This window comes from Streptomyces sp. NPDC006510 (genome assembly GCF_040611955.1).
In the GTDB taxonomy this organism is placed as follows: domain Bacteria; phylum Actinomycetota; class Actinomycetes; order Streptomycetales; family Streptomycetaceae; genus Streptomyces.
On sequence record NZ_JBEXPH010000001.1, the window covers coordinates 56,136 to 76,857 of the forward strand.

The 20,722-nt window shown below is 72.7% G+C and carries 17 protein-coding genes; 6 read left to right on the forward strand and 11 right to left on the reverse strand.

The features are described 5' to 3' along the window. Nucleotides 1–4: 4 nt before the first annotated feature. From ABZY11_RS00295 to ABZY11_RS00310, 4 genes are all read right to left on the reverse strand, one after another. Entirely contained in the window at nucleotides 5–508 is a 504-nt protein-coding gene (locus tag ABZY11_RS00295) for a calmodulin-binding protein (RefSeq protein WP_356477072.1), read from the reverse strand. A gap of 760 nt (nucleotides 509–1,268) precedes the next feature. Beyond that, the gene (locus tag ABZY11_RS00300) at nucleotides 1,269–2,822 is read right to left on the reverse strand and encodes a PTS transporter subunit EIIC (RefSeq protein ID WP_356476937.1); all 1,554 of its coding nucleotides are present in this window, start codon (nucleotides 2,820–2,822) and stop codon (nucleotides 1,269–1,271) included. Between the two features lie 48 nt (nucleotides 2,823–2,870). Beyond that, the gene (murQ, locus tag ABZY11_RS00305) at nucleotides 2,871–3,836 is read right to left on the reverse strand and encodes an N-acetylmuramic acid 6-phosphate etherase (protein WP_356476938.1); all 966 of its coding nucleotides are present in this window, start codon (nucleotides 3,834–3,836) and stop codon (nucleotides 2,871–2,873) included. Between the two features lie 79 nt (nucleotides 3,837–3,915). Then, a complete protein-coding gene (locus ABZY11_RS00310; protein ID WP_356476939.1) occupies nucleotides 3,916–4,833 on the reverse strand; it encodes a MurR/RpiR family transcriptional regulator in 918 nt (305 codons plus the stop codon). A gap of 165 nt (nucleotides 4,834–4,998) precedes the next feature. Between ABZY11_RS00310 and ABZY11_RS00315 the strand changes: the two genes are divergently transcribed. Together ABZY11_RS00315 and ABZY11_RS00320 are read left to right on the forward strand one after the other, a co-directional pair. Beyond that, nucleotides 4,999–5,367, forward strand: a complete 369-nt coding sequence (locus tag ABZY11_RS00315; protein WP_072487914.1) for a hypothetical protein — start codon at nucleotides 4,999–5,001, stop codon at nucleotides 5,365–5,367. Continuing rightward, nucleotides 5,364–5,639, forward strand: coding sequence for a DUF4031 domain-containing protein (locus tag ABZY11_RS00320; RefSeq protein WP_356476940.1), 276 nt, complete (start codon nucleotides 5,364–5,366; stop codon nucleotides 5,637–5,639). Before ABZY11_RS00315 ends, ABZY11_RS00320 begins: the two co-directional genes overlap by 4 nt. Nucleotides 5,640–5,688: 49 nt before the next feature. On the opposite strand, the gene ABZY11_RS00325 is transcribed toward ABZY11_RS00320, so the two are convergent. Beyond that, complete coding sequence (locus ABZY11_RS00325) at nucleotides 5,689–6,963, reverse strand: Cmx/CmrA family chloramphenicol efflux MFS transporter (RefSeq protein WP_356476941.1); 1,275 nt, start codon at nucleotides 6,961–6,963, stop codon at nucleotides 5,689–5,691. Between the two features lie 91 nt (nucleotides 6,964–7,054). Beyond that, nucleotides 7,055–7,738: a hypothetical protein gene (locus ABZY11_RS00330; protein ID WP_356476942.1), complete on the reverse strand. Its 684-nt coding sequence runs from the start codon at nucleotides 7,736–7,738 to the stop codon at nucleotides 7,055–7,057. Nucleotides 7,739–8,187: 449 nt separating this feature from the next. Between ABZY11_RS00330 and ABZY11_RS00335 the strand changes: the two genes are divergently transcribed. Together ABZY11_RS00335 and ABZY11_RS00340 are read left to right on the forward strand one after the other, a co-directional pair. Then, nucleotides 8,188–8,868, forward strand: coding sequence for an allophanate hydrolase subunit 1 (locus tag ABZY11_RS00335; protein ID WP_356476943.1), 681 nt, complete (start codon nucleotides 8,188–8,190; stop codon nucleotides 8,866–8,868). After that, nucleotides 8,865–9,764: a biotin-dependent carboxyltransferase family protein gene (locus tag ABZY11_RS00340; RefSeq protein ID WP_356476944.1), complete on the forward strand. Its 900-nt coding sequence runs from the start codon at nucleotides 8,865–8,867 to the stop codon at nucleotides 9,762–9,764. Before ABZY11_RS00335 ends, ABZY11_RS00340 begins: the two co-directional genes overlap by 4 nt. Here ABZY11_RS00340 and ABZY11_RS00345 read toward each other — a convergent pair. Continuing rightward, on the reverse strand, nucleotides 9,748–12,018 hold the full coding sequence (locus tag ABZY11_RS00345; RefSeq protein WP_356476945.1) for a heavy metal translocating P-type ATPase: 2,271 nt from the start codon (nucleotides 12,016–12,018) through the stop codon (nucleotides 9,748–9,750). The two genes, ABZY11_RS00340 and ABZY11_RS00345, sit on opposite strands and share 17 nt — an antisense overlap. A gap of 249 nt (nucleotides 12,019–12,267) precedes the next feature. Here ABZY11_RS00345 and ABZY11_RS00350 point away from each other — a divergent pair, with 249 nt between their 5' ends. Beyond that, nucleotides 12,268–12,957 (forward strand): copper homeostasis protein CutC, encoded by a 690-nt coding sequence (locus tag ABZY11_RS00350; RefSeq protein WP_356476946.1) that lies wholly within the window; start codon nucleotides 12,268–12,270, stop codon nucleotides 12,955–12,957. A 106-nt stretch (nucleotides 12,958–13,063) separates the two neighbouring features. Here the strand turns inward: ABZY11_RS00350 and ABZY11_RS00355 are convergent, their stop codons facing one another. After that, nucleotides 13,064–15,178, reverse strand: a complete 2,115-nt coding sequence (locus ABZY11_RS00355; RefSeq protein WP_356476947.1) for a UvrD-helicase domain-containing protein — start codon at nucleotides 15,176–15,178, stop codon at nucleotides 13,064–13,066. 373 nt (nucleotides 15,179–15,551) lie between these two features. On the opposite strand from ABZY11_RS00355, the gene ABZY11_RS00360 reads away from it, so the two are divergent. Beyond that, nucleotides 15,552–15,743 (forward strand): hypothetical protein, encoded by a 192-nt coding sequence (locus tag ABZY11_RS00360; protein ID WP_356476948.1) that lies wholly within the window; start codon nucleotides 15,552–15,554, stop codon nucleotides 15,741–15,743. Between the two features lie 64 nt (nucleotides 15,744–15,807). Here the strand turns inward: ABZY11_RS00360 and ABZY11_RS00365 are convergent, their stop codons facing one another. The 3 genes from ABZY11_RS00365 to ABZY11_RS00375 all read right to left on the reverse strand — a co-directional run bounded on the left by ABZY11_RS00365 (nucleotide 15,808) and on the right by ABZY11_RS00375 (nucleotide 20,700). Continuing rightward, nucleotides 15,808–17,451: a DNA repair helicase XPB gene (locus ABZY11_RS00365; RefSeq protein WP_356476949.1), complete on the reverse strand. Its 1,644-nt coding sequence runs from the start codon at nucleotides 17,449–17,451 to the stop codon at nucleotides 15,808–15,810. Between the two features lie 116 nt (nucleotides 17,452–17,567). Beyond that, complete coding sequence (locus ABZY11_RS00370; protein WP_356476950.1) at nucleotides 17,568–18,110, reverse strand: hypothetical protein; 543 nt, start codon at nucleotides 18,108–18,110, stop codon at nucleotides 17,568–17,570. A 121-nt stretch (nucleotides 18,111–18,231) separates the two neighbouring features. Then, nucleotides 18,232–20,700 carry a helicase C-terminal domain-containing protein gene (locus ABZY11_RS00375; RefSeq protein WP_356476951.1) on the reverse strand — a complete coding sequence of 823 codons (2,469 nt, stop codon included), beginning with the start codon at nucleotides 20,698–20,700 and terminating at the stop codon, nucleotides 18,232–18,234. Nucleotides 20,701–20,722 lie beyond the last annotated feature (22 nt).

Below are 20,722 nucleotides of genomic sequence, written 5' to 3' on the forward strand. Positions count from 1 at the left end.
CTGCTTACGGAGCGGGGACTTCGCGTACGAGCCGCGAAGTCCAGGGGCAGAAGTAGAGGCCGGGCAGGAAGGCGCCGCCGGCCTCGTCGAGGTGGTCCTCGACGTACGGCAGGGTCGCGTCGCAGACCTCGATGGCGTAGTCGAAGAAATGGACCGTCTCCGGGTCGTAGTGGAAGCTCCAGCCCGGGTTGTACGCGGCCGGGCGCTTGATGAGCCTGCCGACGACGTGCTGCTCCTCTTCGGTGGCGCCGCTGACCAGGTCCCTGGCGTGCTGGATCTCGCGCTCCTTCACCAGCTTCACGACGAACCTGCTCCGGGTGATGTCCGTCATCTCGAAGTACGCGGGCGCGACGGCGGCGGTGCGCTGCGCACCGTCGCCGTGCTGGGTGGCCTGGGCCTGCGGGGCCGCGGTGAAGGCGAGCATCGCGACGGCGGCGAGGCTCCCGATCTTGGTGAACATGTGTCGCACGAGGTTCTCCAACGGTGCGTGGCAGACCATGATGATCATGGTCACTCATGACGCAATGTAATGTCGCGAACGCGTAAAGTCATGGTCGGCACTCCCGGGGCCGCTGGAGCGCAGTCAGGAAATTCTCAGGGAGCCCCTGCCAACGTGCCGTTCCATGACAACCGACACGACGGACACGTACGCGCGCCGTGCTGCGGTAGGGATCGAGGCTCACCGAGCTGACGACGGTGCCGGCCCGCGTGGGCGCCTGCCCCTGCCGGGCGGGGGCGTCGACGGGGAAGGCGTACAGCCGCCACGAGCCGGGGCCCCCGGCGTCGGTGAAGGTCTCGGGCCGGCCGGCGAGGCGGGCCGCCCGCGCCTCCAGGCCGGCGGGGGCGGTGGGGGGTTTCTCGATGACCGTGCCGCCCTGGAAGATCCGGACCCGGCGTCCAGGGCCCGGTCCTCGGCCGGCTCCCGAACGACGAGCCGGCCGTCCGGTCGTACGTCCACGGTCGCCGCGACGGCCTCGGCGCGGGTGCGCAGGACATCGTCGGCTGCGCAGGCTTTACAGAGATCTGCCTGAAGATCTGGGGATCCACCAGACCCTTGGCGTCCACGTGGCCCCGATCGGCAAGCTCTAGAGCCCAACGAGGACGGGACCTACAAGCACTCCGATCCGGTGCCGTTCGGGAAGCCGCTCACGCTGCCGGTGCCGTTCGGTACGACGCTCCTCACGGATGAGTTCCCGGTCTGAGCGGACACGATGAGGGCGGCACCCGGTGTCGGGTGCCGCCCTCATCCATGTTCGCGTGCTTCCGGGTCAGACCCCGGCCGGTTCCTTCGCCGGGCTGTCCGGGCCGGGGGTCGGTGACGTCGGGCCGCCCGTTGCCGCGACCGTGGATTCGGCCGGTTCCTGCGAGACGTTGAACTCCGCCAGCAGGTCCTTGCTGAAGCCGAAGAAGTATGTCGCGAGGAACCCGGCGAGGTAGCCGACGAGCAGGCCGCCCGCGTAGATCGCGGCCGTGGTGCCCAGGCCGTGGTTGCCGTCGAGGAGGGGGAACAGGGCCCAGCCGGACGGGCCGATGGCCGTGGAGCCGACCTTGTCGCCGAGCTGGTTGAACAGGCCGATGAAGCCGCCGCCGAACGCACCGCCCACGCATGCCGTGATGAACGGGCGGCCGAGCGGCAGGCTGACGCCGTAGATCAGCGGTTCGCCGACGCCCAGCAGACCGGCCGGGAGGGCGGACTTGATGGTGCGGCGGATCGACTGGTTGCGCGGGAGGCGGAAGTAGACCGCCGCGGCCGCGCCGACCTGGCCGGCGCCCGCCATCGCGAGGATCGGGAGCAGCACGGTGTAGCCCTGCTGCTCGATCAGGGTGGTGTGGATCGGGATGAGCGCCTGGTGCAGGCCCAGCATCACCAGGGGCAGGAAGAGGCCGCCGAGCACGAAGCCCGCGCCCGCGCCGCCGTTGGAGAGCAGCCAGTCGGCGAACGTACCGATGGCGGTGGAGACCTCGCCGGCCACGTACATCAGGCCGAAGATCGTCACCAGGCCGGAGACCAGGACCGTGAGGGTCGGGGTGACCAGTACGTCCAGTGCCTCCGGCACCCAGCGCCGGCACCACTTCTCCACGTACACCGCGAGCACCGCCGCACCGAGTGCGCCCAGCACACCGCCCTGTCCGGGGGAGAGCTTCTGGCCGAACGCCTCGATGTTCGCGACGCCCGGGAAGACGATGATCGCGGCGACCGCACCGCCCAGGATCGGCGTACCGCCGAACTCCTTCGCGGTGTTGTAGCCGACGAACACGGCGATCAGTGCCATGAAGCCGGACGCCATCGCGGCCAGGGCGGGGGTGACCGAGGCCAGCCAGCCCAGGTTCACCAGCAGGCCGTTGAGGCCGGCGATGATGCCGCAGCCGATGAGCGCGGGGATCAGCGGGACGAAGATGTTCGCGATCCGGCGCAGGAACAGCTTGAACGGGGTGGAGTTCTTAGCCTTGCGCGCCGCCTTCATCGCGGCACCCTGGGCGGCCAGTTCGTCCGCCGAAGCGGAGTCGGAGGCGGGGGCCGCGGCGGTTTCGGCGGGGGCCGGTCGGGGCGCTGTTGCCCTGCCCTCCTCCACCAGCCGTTCGAACTCCGGCGTGACCCGGGCGACGGTGCCGGGGCCGAGGACGATCTGGTACGTGTCGTCCTCGACCACACCCATGACGGCGGGGACCGCCTTGAGGGCCTCGTCGTCGACGAGCGAGCGGTCGTGCAGGCCCAGCCGGAGCCGGGTCATGCAGTGGGCGATGGAGCTGACGTTCGCGGCGCCACCGACGAGCGGCAGGATCGCGGCGGCGGTGGCGCGGTTCTTGTCTTCTGTTGCCATGGTGCGTGGTGCCTTGCTGTGCGGGGGTGCGGAGGTGGAGCCGGTGGGTCAGGTGGTGCGGGGGGCGGCGGCGAGGGCGGCCCGGAGGTGGCCCTCGGACGCGGTCAGCAGGGCGGCGGCGGTGGGGCCGTCGACCTGGCCGAGGATGGTGAGGATGGCGTTCTTCACCTCGCCGTCGGTCGCGGCGAGGGCGGCCTCGATCTCCTCGTCGGACGCCCCGGTGGCGAGCGAGACGATCCGGCGGGAGCGGGCGCGCAGCTTCTCGTTGGAGGCGCGGACGTCGACCATCAGATTCCCGTACGTCTTGCCGAGCCGGATCATCGTGATCGTCGAGAGCATGTTGAGGACGAGCTTCTGGGCCGTGCCCGCCTTGAGCCGGGTGGAGCCGGTGAGCAGCTCCGGGCCGACGACGACCTCGATGCCGTGGTCCGCCGCGGTGCCCAGCGCGGAGTCCGCGTTGCAGGACAGTCCGATGGTCAGCGCGCCCTTCCGGCGGGCGTGTTCGACGGCCCCGATCGCGTACGGCGTACGGCCGGAGGCGGAGATGCCGACCACGGTGTCGTCGGCGGTGAGCTCCAGGGCGTCGAGGTCGGCGGCGGCCAGCTCCTTGCTGTCCTCGGCGCCTTCCACGGCCTTGACCATGGCGGTCGGGCCGCCCGCGATCAGGCCGACGACCTCGGAGGGGTCGGTGTTGAAGGTGGGCGGGCACTCGCTGGCGTCGAGCACGCCGAGCCGGCCGGCGGTGCCCGCGCCCGCGTAGATCAGCCGGCCGCCGCGGGCCATGCGTTCCGCGGTGCCGTCGATGGCGGCGGCTATCTCGGGCAGCCGGGCGCCCACGGCGGCCGGGACGGACTGGTCCTCGCCGTTCATGATGCGGGCGATCTCAAGCGTGCCGAGGCGGTCGATCTCGGCGAGCTCGGGCCGGAACGCCTCGGTGGTGAGCGTCGCGAGCTGGGCGCGCAGCTCCCCGTAACCGTCGGAGGCGGTGGGGTCGGCGTCGGTGGTGGAGGTCATGGAGGGCGGCTCTGCTTTCTCGGTCTCGTACGGTTCCGCGGGTGCGGGTGCGGGTGCGGGTGCGGGGGATGCGGGCCGGTCAGCGGGGGCGTGGGGTGTGGCGGTGGGCCAGCGCCTCGTAGGAGGCGGCGAGGGCCGGTGCGGCCGTCTCGTACGTGCGCTGCGCGACGCCTATGAACAGGCAGTCGACGACGAGGAGCTGGCTCGTACGGCTCGACATGGCGGCGGGCCGCAGCTCGCTCTCCCGGGCGGTGGACGTGGTCAGTACGTGGTCGGCGTACTGCGAGACCGGGCCGTCGGGGCGACCGGTGATCGCGATCGTCGTCGCACCGCGGTCGAAGGCGACCCGCAGCGGCTCGATGACGTCGACCGTGGAGCCGGAGTGCGTGATCGCGATGGCCACATCGCCGGAGCGGAGCTGCACGGCGTTGGTCACCGCGAGGTGCGGGTCCGTGTGGGAGTGCGCGATCAGGCCGATACGGGCCAGCTTCTGCGCGAGGTCCTGGCCGACGAGGGAGGAGGCGCCCACGCCGTAGATGTCGATCCGCCGGGCGGTGGCGGCGGCGGCCACGGCGGCACCGAGCTGGACGGTGTCGAGCCCCGCGGCGGTGTCGGCGAGGGTCTGCTGCTCGTCGTACGCCAGCTTGGCGACCACGTCGGCGATCGGGTCGTCGACCGCTATGTCGGCCGTGACGGAGGGGGCCCGGCCGGACTGCTGGTGCGCGGCGAGCCCGGCGAGGGCCAGGCGCAGATCGCGGTAGCCGGGGTAGCCGAGGAGGCGGGCCGTGCGGACCACGGTCGCCTCGCTGGTGCCGGTGAGCTCGGCGAGACCGGTGACCGTCAGGGCAGCGCAGCCGGCCGGGTCACCGGCGACGGTCTCGGCGACACGCTGCATGGAACGGGTCATGGACGGCGCGAGCGTACGAACCTTGGCCGCGAGGGCCGCCGGGGCGGGCGGTGAGTCAGCGCTGAAACTTTCCTTCAGGTCATGGGTCACCTTTGAAAGATATTTTCAACCGGGTTGCCCGTCAACCCCCTTTGGTCCCTGCCTCCGACATCCCCGGCCCCTGCCTCCGACCGCCCTGGTCCCGGCCTCCGACAGCGCGGAAACGGCTGCGACGGGCGCGCGAGGCGGGTTCGTGGGCGGGGTGACAATGGGCCCATGGAGATGAACCCCTTGGAACAGGCGTTGCACACGGCCCGTGCGCTGGTCATGGCCGATCTCGCCGCAGGTGACGTCGCCGAGGCCGGAATCGTCTCGCTGGTCGAGGACGCGGTGACACATCGCCGCTGGTGGGTCGAGCAGTGGCCCGACGGTGCCGCGTTCGTGGTCGGTCTCGTCGCCCAGGACGTGCAGGACGCCCTGCTCGAACGGTACGGGCGCTGGCCGCTCTGCCCGGTCTGTGACGCGGGCGACCCGCACGCCCTCGACGTCGAACCCGAACTGGGCCCGGACCCGCACTGGGTGTGCACCAAGGCCGCGGTGGCCGTGGCACCGGTCGGTTCGCTGAGCGGGATACTGCGGCGGTGACCGTCTACATCGACCCGCCCGAGTGGCCGGGGCACGGGCGACTCTGGTCGCACCTGGTCAGCGATGTCTCCTTCGAGGAGCTGCACGCCTTCGCGGCGTCCATCGGCTGCCCGCCGCGCGCGTTCGAGCGGGACCACTACGACGTACCGGAGACGCGGTACGCGGACGCGGTGCGGGCCGGGGCGAAGGAGGTCGGCTCGAAGGAGCTCGTCCGCCGGATCACGGAGGCGGGGCTGCGGCGGCCCAAGGGACGGCCCGCCCCCGCCAACTGAAGCGGAGTGCCGGGGGCGCGGGCGGCGGGGGCAGAGGTGCCGGGCGGCGTCAGCCGGCGGACGTGCCCGCGTCCGTGTACACCTCCGCCAGGGACGCGCCGTCCTGCACGGGCGCACCGTCCTTCACGGACGCCCCCGACGCCACCACGGCGGGCGAGCCCGTCACCCGTCGCGACCTGCTCCCGCCCTGGAGCCGCAGCGAGAACACCACGGCCGCCAGCGCCAGTACCGTCATCGCCGCCCCGGCCCACGCGGTCGCCGCGAAACCGAGGTCCGCGTCGATGACCGTGCCGCCCAGCCAGGGGCCGCCCGTGTTGCCCAGGTTGAAGGCGGCCGTCGTCGTCGCGCCGGCCAGCGTCGGGGCGGCGCCCGCGACATTGAACATCCGGGCGTTCAGCGCCGGGGCCGTGTAGAACGCCGAAAGGCCCAGCAGGAACGAGAGCCCGACCGCAGCGACCTGGTTCGACGCGAACAGCGCCAGCGCGATCAGGAAGACCGTCGAGGCCGCGATACCGCTCATCAGCACCCCGAAGAGATGCGCGTCCGCGACCCGGCCGCCGATCGTCGTACCGACCAGCGCCCCGATCCCGAACAGCGCGAGCACCGTCGGCACCCAGCCCGAGTCCAGCCCGGCGACATCCGTCAGCAGCGGGGCCAGATAGCTGAACGCGCAGAAGACCCCGCCCGCGGCGAGCGCCGTGATCACGATCGACAGCCACACCTGCCGGTCCCGGTAGATGCTCATCTCCTGCTTGAGCCGCGGCTTCTGCTCCGGCAGCGGAATGCGCGGAATCAGCGTCGTCACCCCGACCAGCGCCACGGCGGACGCCGCGCCCACGGCCCAGAACGCCGACCGCCAGCCGAGGTTCTCACCGAGGAACGCGCCCAGCGGCACACCCAGCACATTGGCGATCGACAGACCGCCGATCATCACGGCCATCGCACGGGCCCGCGAGTTCACCGGCACCATCGCGATGGCGACCGCAGCCCCCACCGCCCAGAACCCGGCACAGGCGAACGCGCTCACCACCCGGGACGCGAAGAGCACCTCGTACGTCGGAGCCAGCGCGCCCGCGACCTGACCGAGGCCGAAGACGGAGATCAGGGCGATCAGCGTGGTGCGGCGCGGCAGCCGGAGCGTGGCCACGGCGAGCAGCGGGGCGCCGATCACCATGCCGATCGCGAAGGCGGATATGAGGAGTCCGGCGCGGGGGATCGACACGTTCATGTCGTCGGCGATGGGCGGCAGCAGCCCGGAGAGCATGAACTCGCTGGTTCCCAGGGCGAAGACCGAGAGACCCAGGATGTATACGGCCAGGGGCATGCGAGAGCGGCGAGCGGCAGAGTCGGGCATGACAGCTGCCAACAGCGATCGGGCCCCGCGCATTCCCCGCTGCCGCGGGCCAGGGCCTGTCCTAGTGGCTGAGCAGCTCCAATTCGGTCATCAGGTTCTGCCGCGCCCGCGGCTCCCAGTGCTCCGCCCCGTGCGGCGTACGGAACAGCCGCGGCAGCCCGAGCAGCTGACGCAGCACCGTCGCCCGCCCCTCCCGGAACGCGTCGTCGGGCACGAAGCCGTACTCCTCGCGCACCTGCGCCGCGTACGCCGCGTACTTCCCCGGGGAGGCCGCGAGGATCGCCAGATCCGCGTCGCAAAGAACCTCGCCGTTGGCGTCGCCGTCCGCCGGGTCGTGGGTGACGGTGAGCCGTACGAGACGGGCCACCTCGGCCGTGACACCGTCCGGTACGCCTGCTTCCGGCAGGGCGCGCTCGGCCAGCGCCGCGCTGCGCTCCTCGTTCTCGGACCGGTCGGGCCGGTACACCGCGTCGTGGAACCAGGCGGCGAGGCGTACCGCGTCCGCGTCGGCCGCGTACCCGGCGAGCGTGTCGATGTGATCGAGCACCGCGACCAGGTGCGCGGTGGTGTGGTACCGCCGCTGCGGCTCGGCCCAGCGGGCCAGCAGGTTGTCGGCGTACGGCGCCGGAGCGGGGCCGTCGGCCCCGCTCCGGGCGCGGGTGAGCGCCTCCTGCCAGCGCTCACGGAGGGAGTCGTCGGTACGGTCCGCCCCGGGGGCACCGTTCGCACGCGAGCTGTCGGTCATGGGACGACCCTAGCTCGGGGTCGGACGGTCTCGGGGGGCTCCGCGACCTGCCTGTGCGGTCGGCCCTGCCGACCATGTCGGCCGCCTTGCCCGGTCCCCTGACTGTCGGGCGTACGTGCTCGGTCGACCCGCCGAGTGGTCGGCGGAACGGCCGGTCACCGTATGGTCGTCCCTGCCCCCGAGCCGAGCGACACCATTCGTTGTTGGATTGTCAGATAATCGCTAATGTGCGCCCGTGACGGATCTGATGAGTCCAGACAATCCGGTGGATCTCAACGCGGACCTCGGTGAAGGGTTCGGGAACTGAACCCTCACCGACGACGTGCTGCTCGACTGCGTCACCAGCGCCGATGTCGCCCGTGGCTTCCGCGCGAGCCCGGAACCACGGTGCTGGCCCGCCAGGCCCGCGGGGCGCTGGAAGAGGCGGGCGCTGGCGTACGGGCGTGTGTGTGAGCGGGGACGGATTCGGTGCCGAGGTGCTGGTGCTGCCCGTTGGCCGGGAGGCGCTGCTCGTCGAGCTGTCCTCCGGCGAGCATGCCGAGGCCTTCCACGCCGAGTTGTTGCGCCGCCACGCGCGCGGTGAACTGCCCGCCATAAGGGAGATTGTGCCTGGTGCACGAAGCGTGCTGCTCGACGGTATCGCGGACCATACGCGTCAGGCGCGGGTGCAGTTCGCTCGCGAACTCACATCCTGGCGGACACCGCCGCTGCGGCGTGGGACCGGGGACGCGGTCGAGATCCCTGTCGTCTACGACGGGCCGGATCTCGCCGAGGTCGCCACAGCGTGGGGCGTCGGCGTCGACGAGGTGCCGGGCATTCATGCCGGTACGGAGTTCCGGGTGGCGTTCTGTGGGTTTGCGCCCGGCTTCGGCTATCTGACCGGACTGCCCGGTCACCTTCATGTGCCGCGGCGGGCGACTCCGCGCACGAAGGTTCCGGCGGGGGCGGTGGCTCTTGCGGGGCCGTACACCGGGGTCTACCCGCGCGCGTCGCCCGGCGGGTGGCAGCTCATCGGGCGGATGCCGGACCCCGAGGAGCTGTGGGACGCGGCACGGGAACCGGCGGCGTTGCTGAGGCCCGGCGCGCGGGTGCGGTTCGTGGTGGCGGGGGCGGCAGGGGTGGCGGAGTGATCGAGGCGACGGATGCCCTCGACGTGGTCCGGGCCGGGGCGCTGACCACCGTGCAGGACGCGGGACGGGTCGGCTGGGCACACCTCGGGGTGCCGAGGGCCGGCGCACTGGACGCACCGGCCCTCCGCCTCGCCAACCGGCTGGTCGGCAACACGGCGGACGCGGCGGTACTGGAGACCACGGTCACCGGGTGTGCGGTAAGGCCGAGACGTTCCACGGTGGTTGTGGTGGGGGGTGCCGCGTGCCGGGTCACGGTGGACGGGCGACCGGTGGCATGGGGCGTCCCCGTTCCCGTACCGGCGGGGGCGGTGCTCGACGCCGGTCCGGCGGAGGGCGGCCTGCGGAGCTATCTGGCGTTCCGCGGCGGCCTGGTGCCGGAGCCGGTGCTCGGCAGTCGGTCGGCGGATCTGCTGTCCGGGCTGGGACCGGCGCCGCTGCGGGACGGGGACGTGGAGCCGCTGGGGATGCCTGCGGGGCCCGTTCCGCTGGCGCCGGACGTCGTGCCGTGGCCGGGGGCGCCGACCGAACTCGTCCTGCCGGTGCAGCTGGGGCCACGTCATACCTGGTTCACGGACGCGGCGTTGCGGACTCTCGCCACCGCCGCGTACAGGGTGTCGCCGCACAGCAACCGCATCGGGCTGCGGACGGAGGGGCCCGCGCTGGAACGTGCGCGGGAGGGGGAGCTGCCGAGCGAGGGCATGGTGCTGGGGGCCATCCAGATACCGCCGGACGGGCGGCCGGTGGTGTTCCTCAACGACCATCCGACGACCGGGGGATACCCGGTCGTCGGTGTCGTGCACGAAACCGCACTCGCGGGCGCGGCACAGGCGGTGCCGGGAACCCGGGTGCGGTTTCGTGCGGACGGGCTGAGAGCCGGCGCTACGAAGCCGCCCTGAACCCCCGCAGCCGCAGCGAGTTGCCGACCACGAAGACCGACGAGAACGCCATCGCGGCGCCCGCGATCATCGGGTTGAGCAGCCCGGCCGCGGCGAGCGGCAGAGCGGCCACGTTGTAGGCGAAGGCCCAGAACAGGTTCGTACGGATGGTGCCGAGGGTCTTGCGCGACAGCCGGATGGCGTCCGCCGCGGCCCGCAGGTCGCCGCGCACCAGCGTCAGGTCACCGGCCTCGATCGCGGCGTCCGTGCCGGTCCCCATCGCCAGGCCCAGATCGGCCTGGGCGAGGGCCGCCGCGTCGTTGACGCCGTCACCGACCATGGCGACCGAACGGCCCTCCGCCTGGAGGCGCTTGACGACGTCGACCTTGTCCTCCGGCATGACCTCCGCGTACACCTTCTCGATCCCGACCTCGGCCGCGACCGCCTCGGCCACCGCCCGGTTGTCGCCGGTGAGCAGGATCGGGGTGAGGCCCAGGGCCCGCAGCCGCTCGATGGCCTCCGCGCTGGTGTCCTTCACCGCGTCGGCGACTTCGAGCACCGCCCGTGCCTCGCCGTCCCAGGCGACCGCGATGGCGGTCCGGCCCGCGGCCTCCGCCTCGGCCTTGCGCCGGGCCAGCTCCACCGGCAGGTGGATCTCCCACTCGGCGAGCAACTGCTCACGGCCGACGAGGACGGCGTGTCCCTCGACGATGCCCTGGACGCCGAGGCCGGCGATGTTGGTGAAGTCCTCGGGGGTGGGCAGGGGTGCGCCGGTGCGTTCGGCGGCTCCGGCGGCGACGGCCTGGGCGATGGGGTGTTCGGAGGAGTGTTCGAGTGCGCCGGCGAGGCGCAGTACGTCGTTCTCGGTGGTGTTGTCGGCGGTGTGGACGTCGAGCAGGGTCATGCGGCCGGTGGTGACGGTGCCGGTCTTGTCGAGGACGATGGTGTCGACGCGGCGGGTGGTCTCCAGGACTTCGGGGCCCTTGATCAGGATGCCGAGCTGGGCGCCGCGGCCGGTGCCGACCATGAGGGCGGTGGGGGTGGCGAGGCCCAGGGCGCAGGGGCAGGCGATGATCAGTACGGCCACGGCGGCGGTGAACGCGGCGGTCAGGCCCGCGCCGTTGCCGAGCCAGAAGCCGAGCGTGCCGAGCGCCAGGGCGATGACGACGGGTACGAAGACGGCGGAGATCCGGTCGGCGAGGCGCTGGGCCGCCGCCTTGCCGTTCTGGGCGTCCTCGACGAGCTTCGCCATCCGGGCCAGCTGGGTGTCGGCGCCGATCCGGGTGGCCTCGACGACGAGCCGGCCGCCCGCGTTGAGCGTGGCCCCGGTGACGGAGTCGCCGACGCCGACCTCCACGGGCACGGACTCGCCGGTCAGCATCGAGGCGTCCACGGCCGAGGCACCCTCGACGACGGTGCCGTCGGTGGCGATCTTCTCGCCGGGGCGGACCAGGAACCGGTCCCCGACCTGGAGGTCGGCGGTCGGCACGGTCACCTCACGGCTGCCGCGCAGCACGGTCACTTCCTTGGCGCCGAGTTCGAGCAGCGCCTTGAGGGCCGCGCCCGCCTTCCGCTTCGAGCGGGCCTCGAAGTAGCGCCCGGCCAGGATGAACGCGGTGACTCCGGCTGCGGCCTCCAGGTAGATGTTCCCGGCGCCGTCGCTCCGCCCGATGGTCAGCTCGAACGGGTGCGTCATGCCGACCATGCCCGCCGTGCCGAAGAACAGCGCCCACAGCGACCACAGGAACGCGGCCGAGGTGCCGACCGAGATCAGCGTGTCCATCGTCGCCGCGCCGTGCCGGGCGTTGGTGAACGCGGCCTTGTGGAACGGCCAGGCGGCGTACGTGACGACGGGGGCCGTCAGCGTCAGCGAGAGCCACTGCCAGTAGTCGAACTGGAGCGCAGGGATCATCGACATCGCGATCACCGGCACGGCGAGCGCGACGGCGGTCAGCAGCCGCTGCCGCAGCGGACGCAGCTCGTCGGTCTCCGTGGTCCCGGAGGCGTCCTCCTCGGTGCGTACCGGGGGAGCGGGCTCGTGCGCCGTGTAGCCGGTCTTCTCGACGGTGGCGATCAGGTCCTGTACGGAGATGTCCTCGCCCCGGTAGCTGACCTTGGCCTTCTCGGTCGCATAGTTGACGGTGGCTTCGACGCCGTCCATCCGGTTGAGCTTCTTCTCGATGCGGGCCGCGCAGGAGGCGCAGGTCATGCCACCGATCGCGAGCTCGACCTCTGCGGCGGTGCCGGTGCCGGTTGTGGCGGTGTGCGCGGACACGGTGTCCTCCCTGGCGGTGACGGTGATACCCCTAGGGGGTATGCATTGCTGACTCAGGTATACCCCCCTCCCCTATGAAACGCAAGGGCGGATGTGCCGCCCGGGTCCGCACCGTGCGCGTTCGATCACCCGATGTGCGCCCGACCTCACGTATCTTCACCTGGCATTGAGGCTGCATCCTCGGTGTACCGACCCGTAGGCTGGCCATTGGACTAGACCTATTGATGCTTCCTGGAGGATTGGGATCCCATGAGCAACCGTGCAGTCCTGGAGGTGATCGCTCTCGACGCGGAGGACGCGGTCGCTGCCCAGGCGGGTGGTGCGGACCGGCTTGAGCTGGTCACCGACATGGCGGCGGACGGCCTGACCCCGTCCTGTGCGACCTTCGCGGAGATCCGGGCGGCGGTGGACATTCCGCTGCGGGTGATGCTCAGGGTGGCGGACGGCTTCGCGGCCGGCGACATCGAGGTGCTCGTGGCCAAGGCGCGCGAGCTGCGCGCGGAGGGCGCCGAGGAGTTCGTCCTCGGCTTCCTCGACGCCGAGGGCCGGCCGGACCTGGTCGCCGTCGAACGCCTCGTCGCCGAGCTGGACGGCTGCCACTGGACCTTCCACCGCGCGATCGACCGGGCCGCCGACCGGGACGCCCTGCGCAAGCAGCTGGCGGACCTGCCCGGCCTGGACACGTACCTCACCGCCGGTTCGGCGAAGGGCGTCGACGACGGCATCCCGACGCTGCTGGTCGAGGCGGCGCGCAAGGGCGAGCCCGGCTACGAGTCGCAGATCCTGGTGGGGGGCGGCCTCCGGCTGGACCACCTGCCGGAGCTGCTGGACGCGGGCATCGACGCCGTGCACATCGGCGGCGCGGCGCGCCCGCTCGGGTGGTCGGGGCCGGTGGACGCGGCGGCGGTGCGGGAGTGGCGGACGGTGCTCGACGCGTAGCGGGGCGGGGTGAGGTGGGCGGGGGCGAGTCGGGGCGGGGCGGGTGGTCGCCTGCGGCGGGCCTGTTCCCCTACCCGCCCCTTCCCGTAACCGGGGGCTCCGCTCCTCAAACGCCGGAGGGGCTGGGATGTCCGCCGACAGGGCTGGGTTTCGCCAGCTCATCCGGCAGGTCCGCCGCGTGCACCACCGTCAGGCCCGACACCGCACGCGTCAGCGCCACGTACAGGCGGCGCAGGCCCGTTCGTTCGTCCGGCTCGCCGTCCACCACCGCGGCCGGTTCGTCCAGTACCACGTAGTCGTACTCCAGGCCCTTCGCCAGCGACGCCGGGACCAGGGTCAGGCGGGACTCGGCGGTCGTCTCCTCGCCGGGGGAGAGGTACGCGTGCCCGGCCGCGGTCAGGGCCTCCGCCAGCACGGGGACCCGGGCGTCGGCCGCGATCAGGCCGATCGAGCCCTCCCGCGTCAACGACTCCTCGCACGCTGCGAGCACCGCCGCGTCCAGCTCCGCCGGGCCGGCCACCCGCCGCACCTCCAGCGAACCCGGCGACTCACGCACCGACTCCACCGCCGCGAGGCCCGGCGAGATCACCGGCAGCAGCCTGGAGGCGTACGCGATCACCTCGCGCGGTACACGGAAGCCCGCCGTCAGCTCCTCCACCACCGCGTCCGACTTGCCGAGATGGTGCAGCGCCTGCGCCCAGCTCTCCGTCGACCACGGCGTCGTGCCCTGCGCGAGGTCGCCGAGCACCGTCGCCGAACCGGTCGTGCAGCGGCGGCCCACCGCCCGGTACTGCATGGGGGACAGGTCCTGCGCCTCGTCGAGCACCACATGGCCGAGCGAGTGCGTACGCGCCACCAGATCGCTCGCCTCGTCGATCAGCACCGCGTCCGCCGCCGACCACTTGGCCGACTTCACGCTCCTCGCAGGCTTCGTCCACAGGATGGTCTTCTGCTCGTCCTCGGTCAGCAGCCCCTCCGCGTGGGCGGCCAGGAACTCCGCGTCGACGAGCAGCCGCAGCACCAGCTTCGCCGGGTCGACGGCCGGCCAGATCGCCTTCACGGCCGCCTTCACGGCGGGGTTGCGGGCCACCGCGTTCTGCACCCGGTCGTCGGGGGCCTCGCCGGCCTCCTCCATCCGGACCAGGACGGAGTGCGCGATGCGCTGCGGAAGCGCGTCGTGGGCGGCCCCGTACCGCATGTCGCGGGCCAGCAGCTCGGTGACCATCTCCTCCAGCTCGTACGCGGGTACCCGCCAGCGCCGCGAACCGCGCACCACCACGACCGGCTCCTTCGGGAGCGTCACATGCGAACGGATCGCCCGGCGCAGCACCTGGGCCATCCGGGCGTCGCCCTTGACGACGGCGGCGGCCGCCGTGTCCGTGCCGCGCACCTCGATGCCGGCCGCCACCAGATCGTCGACGGTCGCCTGCTTCACCGCCAGCTCACCGAGGGCCGGCAGCACCTGCTCGATGTACTGGAGGAAGGACCGGTTCGGCCCGATGACCAGCGTGCCGGTACGGGCCAGCCGCTCGCGGTGCGCGTACAGCAGATACGCCACCCGGTGCAGGCCGACGGCCGTCTTTCCGGTGCCGGGGCCACCCTGCACGCACACCGTCCCGCCGAGCTCGCTGCGGACGATCTCGTCCTGCTCGGGCTGGATCGTCGCGACGATGTCCCGCATCGGACCGACACGCGGCCGCTCGATCTCCGCCTGGAGGAGCCTGCTGGTCTGCTCGGCCTCGGCGGGGTCGGTGAGGTGCTCGTCCTCGTACGCGGTCAGCTCACCGCCGGTGTACCCGAAGCGGCGGCGCTGCCCGACGTCCTGCGGGTCCTTCCTGGAGGCCCGGTAGAACGGCTGCGAAACGGGCGCGCGCCAGTCGATGACCATCGGGTCGCCGTCGGCATCGTGGACATGGCGGCGCCCGATGTAGAACTGCTCTCCCTCAGCGCCCTCGGCCTGCTCGGCACCGACCCGGTGCAGATAGTCCAGGCGGCCGAAGAAGAGCGGGGTGTGGGCGAGATCGGCGAGCGACTTGATGCGCTCGTCGATCTGGGCCTGCAGGACGGCCGCGTTGACCCAGTTCGCGGTGACATCGCGGATGTCCAGGGCCTGGGCGTCCTCGCGCATGGCGCGCAACGCGGCGCGGGACGCGGTGAGATGGGCGCGTTCGTGACCCAGGGGATCGGTGGTGGTGTCGCTCTCGGGTTCGTGCGCGGGCACGGTGTTGCCTCCGGCTTTTCAACGCAGGACGGCGGACCGCGCCTCGTCCCGGTCGTGCTCGGGGGCGATGCGGTCCGCTCGGGGATCGATCACGGGTACGCACAGCAGGTGCGCGTACGGCTGTCGGCCGGTTTCCGTCCGGTCGGCGGCGCTCCCCCGGCTGCCGGCGCGGGCCCTTGCGGGCCGCCGGTACCACGGTGCGGGAGGCGGGCAGACCGGCGATTGTATCGACCGAGCCCGTCGGGGGCGAACGAATAAACCGCCGGGTCCATCCCGTAGGGGACGGCATGCGACCGCAGACCTACCCGTGCCGCCGCCGGATTCCACCCGCGGGCCGATGCCCGCACGGGCCGGGCGCAGGACCATGGAAGACATGAGCACAGTCCTCCTGAACCCCCGCAGGACCGGCCCCGCGCACGGCGCGACCGCGGCCACCGGTCATCACCGCACCCACCGTGTCGGCGACGCGGTCCGCGCCGTCAAGGTCTTCGTCCGCGCCGCGTTCGGCGTGGTCGTGCTCGGCGAGTACGCGGAGGAGGCGGGCGTCCGCCGCCGCGACCGCTGAGCACGACCACGCCGGCCGTCGGTCAGCCGCCGCGACCGCTGAGCCCGCGCCGGTCGGCCGCAGGTCAGCTGTCGGTCAGCAGTTCGTCCGCGTCCACGATCCGGTACGCGTACCCCTGCTCGGCCAGGAACCGCTGGCGGTGCGCCGCGAAGTCCTGGTCGATCGTGTCGCGTGCGACCACCGAGTAGAACCGCGCCTCGTGCCCGTCCGCCTTCGGCCGCAGCACCCGGCCGAGCCGCTGCGCCTCCTCCTGGCGCGAGCCGAACGTCCCCGAGACCTGAATGGCGACGGTCGCCTCCGGCAGGTCGATCGAGAAGTTCGCGACCTTCGAGACCACCAGGACCTTGAGTTCGCCCTCCCGGAACGCGTCGAAGAGCTTCTCGCGCTGGGCGTTGCTCGTCTCGCCCTTGATCACCGGGGCGTTCAGATGCTCACCCAGCTCGTCGAGTTGGTCGATGTACTGCCCGATGACCAGGGTCTGCTCGCCGCGGTGCTTGCGCACCAGCGCCTCCGTCACCTCCCGCTTCGTCGCGGTCGTCGCACAGAACCGGTACTTCTCCTCGGTCTCGGCGGTCGCGTACGCCAGGCGCTCCGAGTCCGTCAGATTGACCCGCACCTCGACACAGTCGGCCGGTGCGATGTAGCCCTGCGCCTCGATCTCCTTCCACGGGGCGTCGAACCGCTTGGGCCCGATCAGCGAGAAGACGTCCGACTCGCGGCCGTCCTCACGCACCAGCGTCGCGGTGAGGCCGAGCCGCCGCCGGGCCTGGAGATCGGCGGTGAACTTGAAGACGGGCGCGGGCAGCAGATGTACCTCGTCGTAGATCACCAGCCCCCAGTCCCGGGAGTCGAAGAGCTCCAGGTGCGGGTAGACGCCCTTGCGACGGGTCGTCAGCACCTGGTAGGTGGCGATGGTGACCGGCCGGATCTCCTTGCGCGTACCGCTGTACTCGCCGATCTCGTCCTCGGTCAGCGAGGTCCGCCGCACCAGCTCGTGCTTCCACTGCCGGGCCGAGACCGTGTTCGTCACCAGGATCAGCGTGGTCGCCTTGGCCTGGGCCATGGCACCGGCCCCGACCAGCGTCTTCCCCGCACCACAGGGCAGTACGACGACACCCGATCCGCCGTGCCAGAACCCCTGGACGGCCTGCTTCTGGTACGGCCGCAGCGCCCAGCCGTCCTCGGCCAGCTCGATGGGGTGCGCCTCGCCGTCGACGTAACCCGCGAGGTCCTCGGCCGGCCAGCCCAGCTTCAGCAGCGTCTGCTTGATCTGCCCGCGCTCGGACGGGTGCACCGCCACGGTGTCCGGGTCGATCCGCGCCCCGACCAGCGGCTGCACCTTCTTGGAGCGGAGGATCTCCTCCAGCACGGGCCGGTCGGTGGAGGTCAGCACCAGGCCGTGCACCGGATGCCTGGAGAGGGTGAGGCGGCCGTACCTGGCCATCGTCTCGGCGATGTCGACGAGCAGCGCGTGCGGAACGGGATAACGCGAGTACTGCACGAGCGCGTCGACGACCTGCTCGGCGTCGTGCCCGGCGGCCCGCGCGTTCCACAGCCCGAGCGGGGTCAGCCGGTAGGTGTGGATGTGCTCGGGCGCGCGCTCCAGCTCGGCGAAGGGCGCGATGGCCCGACGGCAGGCGTCGGCCTGGTCGTGGTCGACTTCGAGGAGCAGTGTCTTGTCGCTCTGGACGATGAGGGGTCCGGTCACGCGCGTCGGCCCTTTCTGCTGCGGGGACGGCCGGATACAGCCGTGGACGGCCGGTACCGGCCAAACGTCCAGTGTGCCGCATCCGGGCGCGGTGGTGCTGGGTGCGGGGCCGCCGGTCAGTCCGCCCGGCGGCTGCCCCGCCCCTCGGGGAGCCGGCCCAGGTGTACGGCGCGGTGGGCGGTCTGCGCCAGTTGCCGGACGTCCTCGGTGAAGGTGTCGATGCGGATCCTGCGTCCGTCGTTCAGAGTGATGTCGCAGGTGAAGCCCATGCCGCGGGCCTCGGCCAGGGGCCGGCCGTCCGCGCCGTGCGCGCCGACGGACGCGATGTCCTGCCACGGGATCAGCGTGGCGGTGCCCGCCACGCGGTGGGTCAGCCCCCGCTCGTGGACGTCGAAGCACTGCTCACGGGTACGGAACCCCTGGACCAGTCGCCAGATCCCCAGGCCCAGCCCCACCAGCCCGACGCCGAGCAGCAGGCCGGCCAGCTCCGGCGCCCCCTCGGTGGTGCCGATCGACGCGACGGCCACCGGCACCCCGAAGGCCATGCCCACCGCTCCGACGACAAGCATGATTCCGGCGTGCCGCAGCCGTCTGCCCCCGTCGGTACGGTGCTCACGGACGAATCCCCCCAGCTGCCTGGCCGCATCGGTGCGCCGCATGACATCCCCCTCCAGCGTCGTGGACACGACAGAGTGTGCCCTTTCATCGGCCGACCCACCCCCGATTCGCACACACTGCCGCGCCCGGCGGTGGCCGATGAGGACGGGGATGCGTTGAGGGTCAGGCCGTCGCGTCGTCCGCCAGTTCGGCGACGCCGGTGATGCGGTGCAGCGGGTACGTGCGGACCTCGTCCGCCGTGTGGTCGTACGCAGTGACGAAGCCGCCCTCGACCCGCACCGGGGCGATGACGCGCTGGCTGGCGGCGCCGTCCGCGTTCACATAGCCGATCCAGAGCGCCGATCCGGTCATCGCGGCGGCCTGGACGGTGGCGAGGGTCTCGGCGGAGGTCGTACGGGGCAGGGCGCCGGGCGTGGCCGTGGGGGCGCCGGGTGATTCCGGGGCGTCCTTGCGGACCACCGTGGCCGCCGTGTCCCCGGCGCGGATCGCCCGTACCGCCGCGCCGAGCAGGGTGTCGTCCGGCACCGGAGGGCCCTCGGGCACCGGGACGGGGGCCGTGCGGGGCGGGGTGCGGAGGGCGCCCGCGCGGGTGATCAGGACGTCGCCCTCGGCGGACTCGGCGGCCGGGGCGTAGCCCATCTCGCGCAGCCCTTCGAGCAGGGAGGCCGGGTCGACCTGGGCGGCCAGGGCGGTCGGCGCGAGCCGGCGCAGCCGCAGGGTGACCGAGCGCTTGTCGGCGAGGATCTCGTTCAGCACGGCCTCGTCGTCGCAGCGCACGTACGAGGAGGCGGCGCCGATCCGCAGATGGCCGTGGCGGCGGGCGACGTCGTCGATGAGATAGCTGAGCGGCTGCGGGACGGGCGTGCGGCTGTGGGCGGCGAGGAAGGCGTGCAGATCGGCCGCGGACTGCCCGGCGTCCAGGGCGCGGCGTACGGAGCCGGGGGTGAAGCGGTAGACCGTCGCGCCGCCCTTCGACTCGATGTCCGCGAGGGCGGAGAGCATGTCGGCCAGCGGGCGTTCCAGCGGGCCGGGGGCGACGGCGGTGAGGTCGGCCTGGAGCAGGACGTGGTCCAGCGGCTCCGGGATGAGGGGCGCGAGCAGCGCGGCGGCCTCGGCCGGTCCGGCGTCGAGCAGGGCGCGGGTGTGCGTGGCGAGCGCGCCGCGGCCGGTGATGCCGAGGAGCTCGGACTCGTTGAGCGTCCACAGGGCGAGCCGGGACCGCAGATCGGTGGTGTCCCCGGCGGAGGCGGCTGCGCCGCGCAGCGGGCGCTCCCAGCGCAGCCGGGCGAGGACGGTCTCCGGGTCGGGGGCGGTGCCGGGGTCCAGGGCGGCGAGGAGGGCGAGGACCCGGTGGCGCACCTCCGGGGCGGCGGAGCGGTCGAGTTCGGGGCCCAGCGCGGACAGGGCCCGGCCCTTGGCGTCCTGGCCGCCGACCAGGCCGGAGGTGCGGGTGGCGGCGAGCCAGGCGGTGGCGAGGGCCGCCCAGCGTTCCTGGGCGGGGAGCTCGGCCCAGTCGTCGTACGCGGGCGTCGGCGCGTACCGTTCGTCGGCCTCCCCGTCGGAGGCCAGCAGCCCGGCCGCGTAGGCGAGTTCGACCCAGAACGCGGCGACCTGCTCGGGGACCTCCAGGGCGGTGGCGGTCTTCCTCAGCTCACGGACGCTGAGCCCGCCGGCCCGCAGTATCGGGGGGCCGCCGCCGTTCCAGCTCTTCAGCAGCTCCTCGACGGTGTTCACGGCGAGGAGCGCCTGACCGGCCGCGGCGCTGTCCACAGCCTGTGGATCGCGGCTGGCGACCGCCTCCACGGCGGGCGGCCGCGGTTCCGGTACGCGGTGCGCGCGCCCGGCCCGCAGATGCAGGGCGGCCTCGCGGGGCAGCACCACGGTGCGGGTCGACACGGGCAGCAGCAGCCCGTGGTCGCGCAGCCACTTCACGGGCGGGGTGGGGTTCGGGGTCACCTCCCCGTACGGCGGCCCCCACACCAGCCGGTCCAGCACGGCCAGGGCCTCGGCCGGGGCGGAGTCCAGCAGCTCGGCCATCCTGGCCCGGTCGGTGAAGAGCGCGGACAGGGACGTCACGGCGGAGACCGGGTCGTGCGTGGCGGGCAGCCCGGCGGTGGCCAGGATCTCCTGGAGGCGGCCCGGCGACATGCCGGAGGTCGCCTCGGCGACGCTCGGCCCGAGACCGGTGGGGGAGGCGTGCTGCGGGGACGGCGCGAGGATCTCGCGCGCCGTGCGCACCAGCCGCAGCCGCTCGTCCTCGCCCCAGACGAGGGCCTGTTCGCGCAGCGTGGCCAGGGCACCGGGCAGCGCGTCCGCGATCGCCGCGCCCGCGTCGTCGCGGTGCTCGCCGTCGTCCCGGCCGTCGCCGGTGAGCAGGCCGAGCAGTGTCCCGTACGGGGTGGGTTCGGCGGCCACCGCGAGCGCCTCGGCAGTCTGCAGGGCGAACTTGTCGAGGTGCTCCAGCGCGCGTACGACGGAGGCGCGGGTGCCGGCCCTCGTGGCGAGCTGGGTGATGTCGCCCGGCACCGGGTTGAGGAGATCGGGGCGGGCGCGCAGCAGCCCGGCCAGCGACTCGTCGTCCCGGGCGCGAAGTGCTTCGGCGAGCGTCCGCGGTGGTGTGGTCATCCCCATCCGTCCCACGGTAGTCGCTCCG

Excerpts from the sequence above, each read along its gene's own strand:
- ABZY11_RS00375 (WP_356476951.1), bottom strand. The coding sequence starts at position 20,700 with ATGGGGATGACCACACCACCGCGGACGCTCGCCGAAGCACTTCGCGCC.
- ABZY11_RS00370 (WP_356476950.1), bottom strand. The coding sequence starts at position 18,110 with ATGCGGCGCACCGATGCGGCCAGGCAGCTGGGGGGATTCGTCCGTGAG.
- ABZY11_RS00330 (WP_356476942.1), bottom strand. The coding sequence starts at position 7,738 with ATGACCGACAGCTCGCGTGCGAACGGTGCCCCCGGGGCGGACCGTACC.
- ABZY11_RS00350 (WP_356476946.1), top strand. The coding sequence starts at position 12,268 with ATGAGCAACCGTGCAGTCCTGGAGGTGATCGCTCTCGACGCGGAGGAC.
- ABZY11_RS00295 (WP_356477072.1), bottom strand. The coding sequence starts at position 508 with ATGATCATCATGGTCTGCCACGCACCGTTGGAGAACCTCGTGCGACAC.
- murQ (WP_356476938.1), bottom strand. The coding sequence starts at position 3,836 with ATGACCTCCACCACCGACGCCGACCCCACCGCCTCCGACGGTTACGGG.
- ABZY11_RS00315 (WP_072487914.1), top strand. The coding sequence starts at position 4,999 with ATGGAGATGAACCCCTTGGAACAGGCGTTGCACACGGCCCGTGCGCTG.
- ABZY11_RS00360 (WP_356476948.1), top strand. The coding sequence starts at position 15,552 with ATGAGCACAGTCCTCCTGAACCCCCGCAGGACCGGCCCCGCGCACGGC.
- ABZY11_RS00325 (WP_356476941.1), bottom strand. The coding sequence starts at position 6,963 with ATGCCCCTGGCCGTATACATCCTGGGTCTCTCGGTCTTCGCCCTGGGA.
- ABZY11_RS00300 (WP_356476937.1), bottom strand. The coding sequence starts at position 2,822 with ATGGCAACAGAAGACAAGAACCGCGCCACCGCCGCCGCGATCCTGCCG.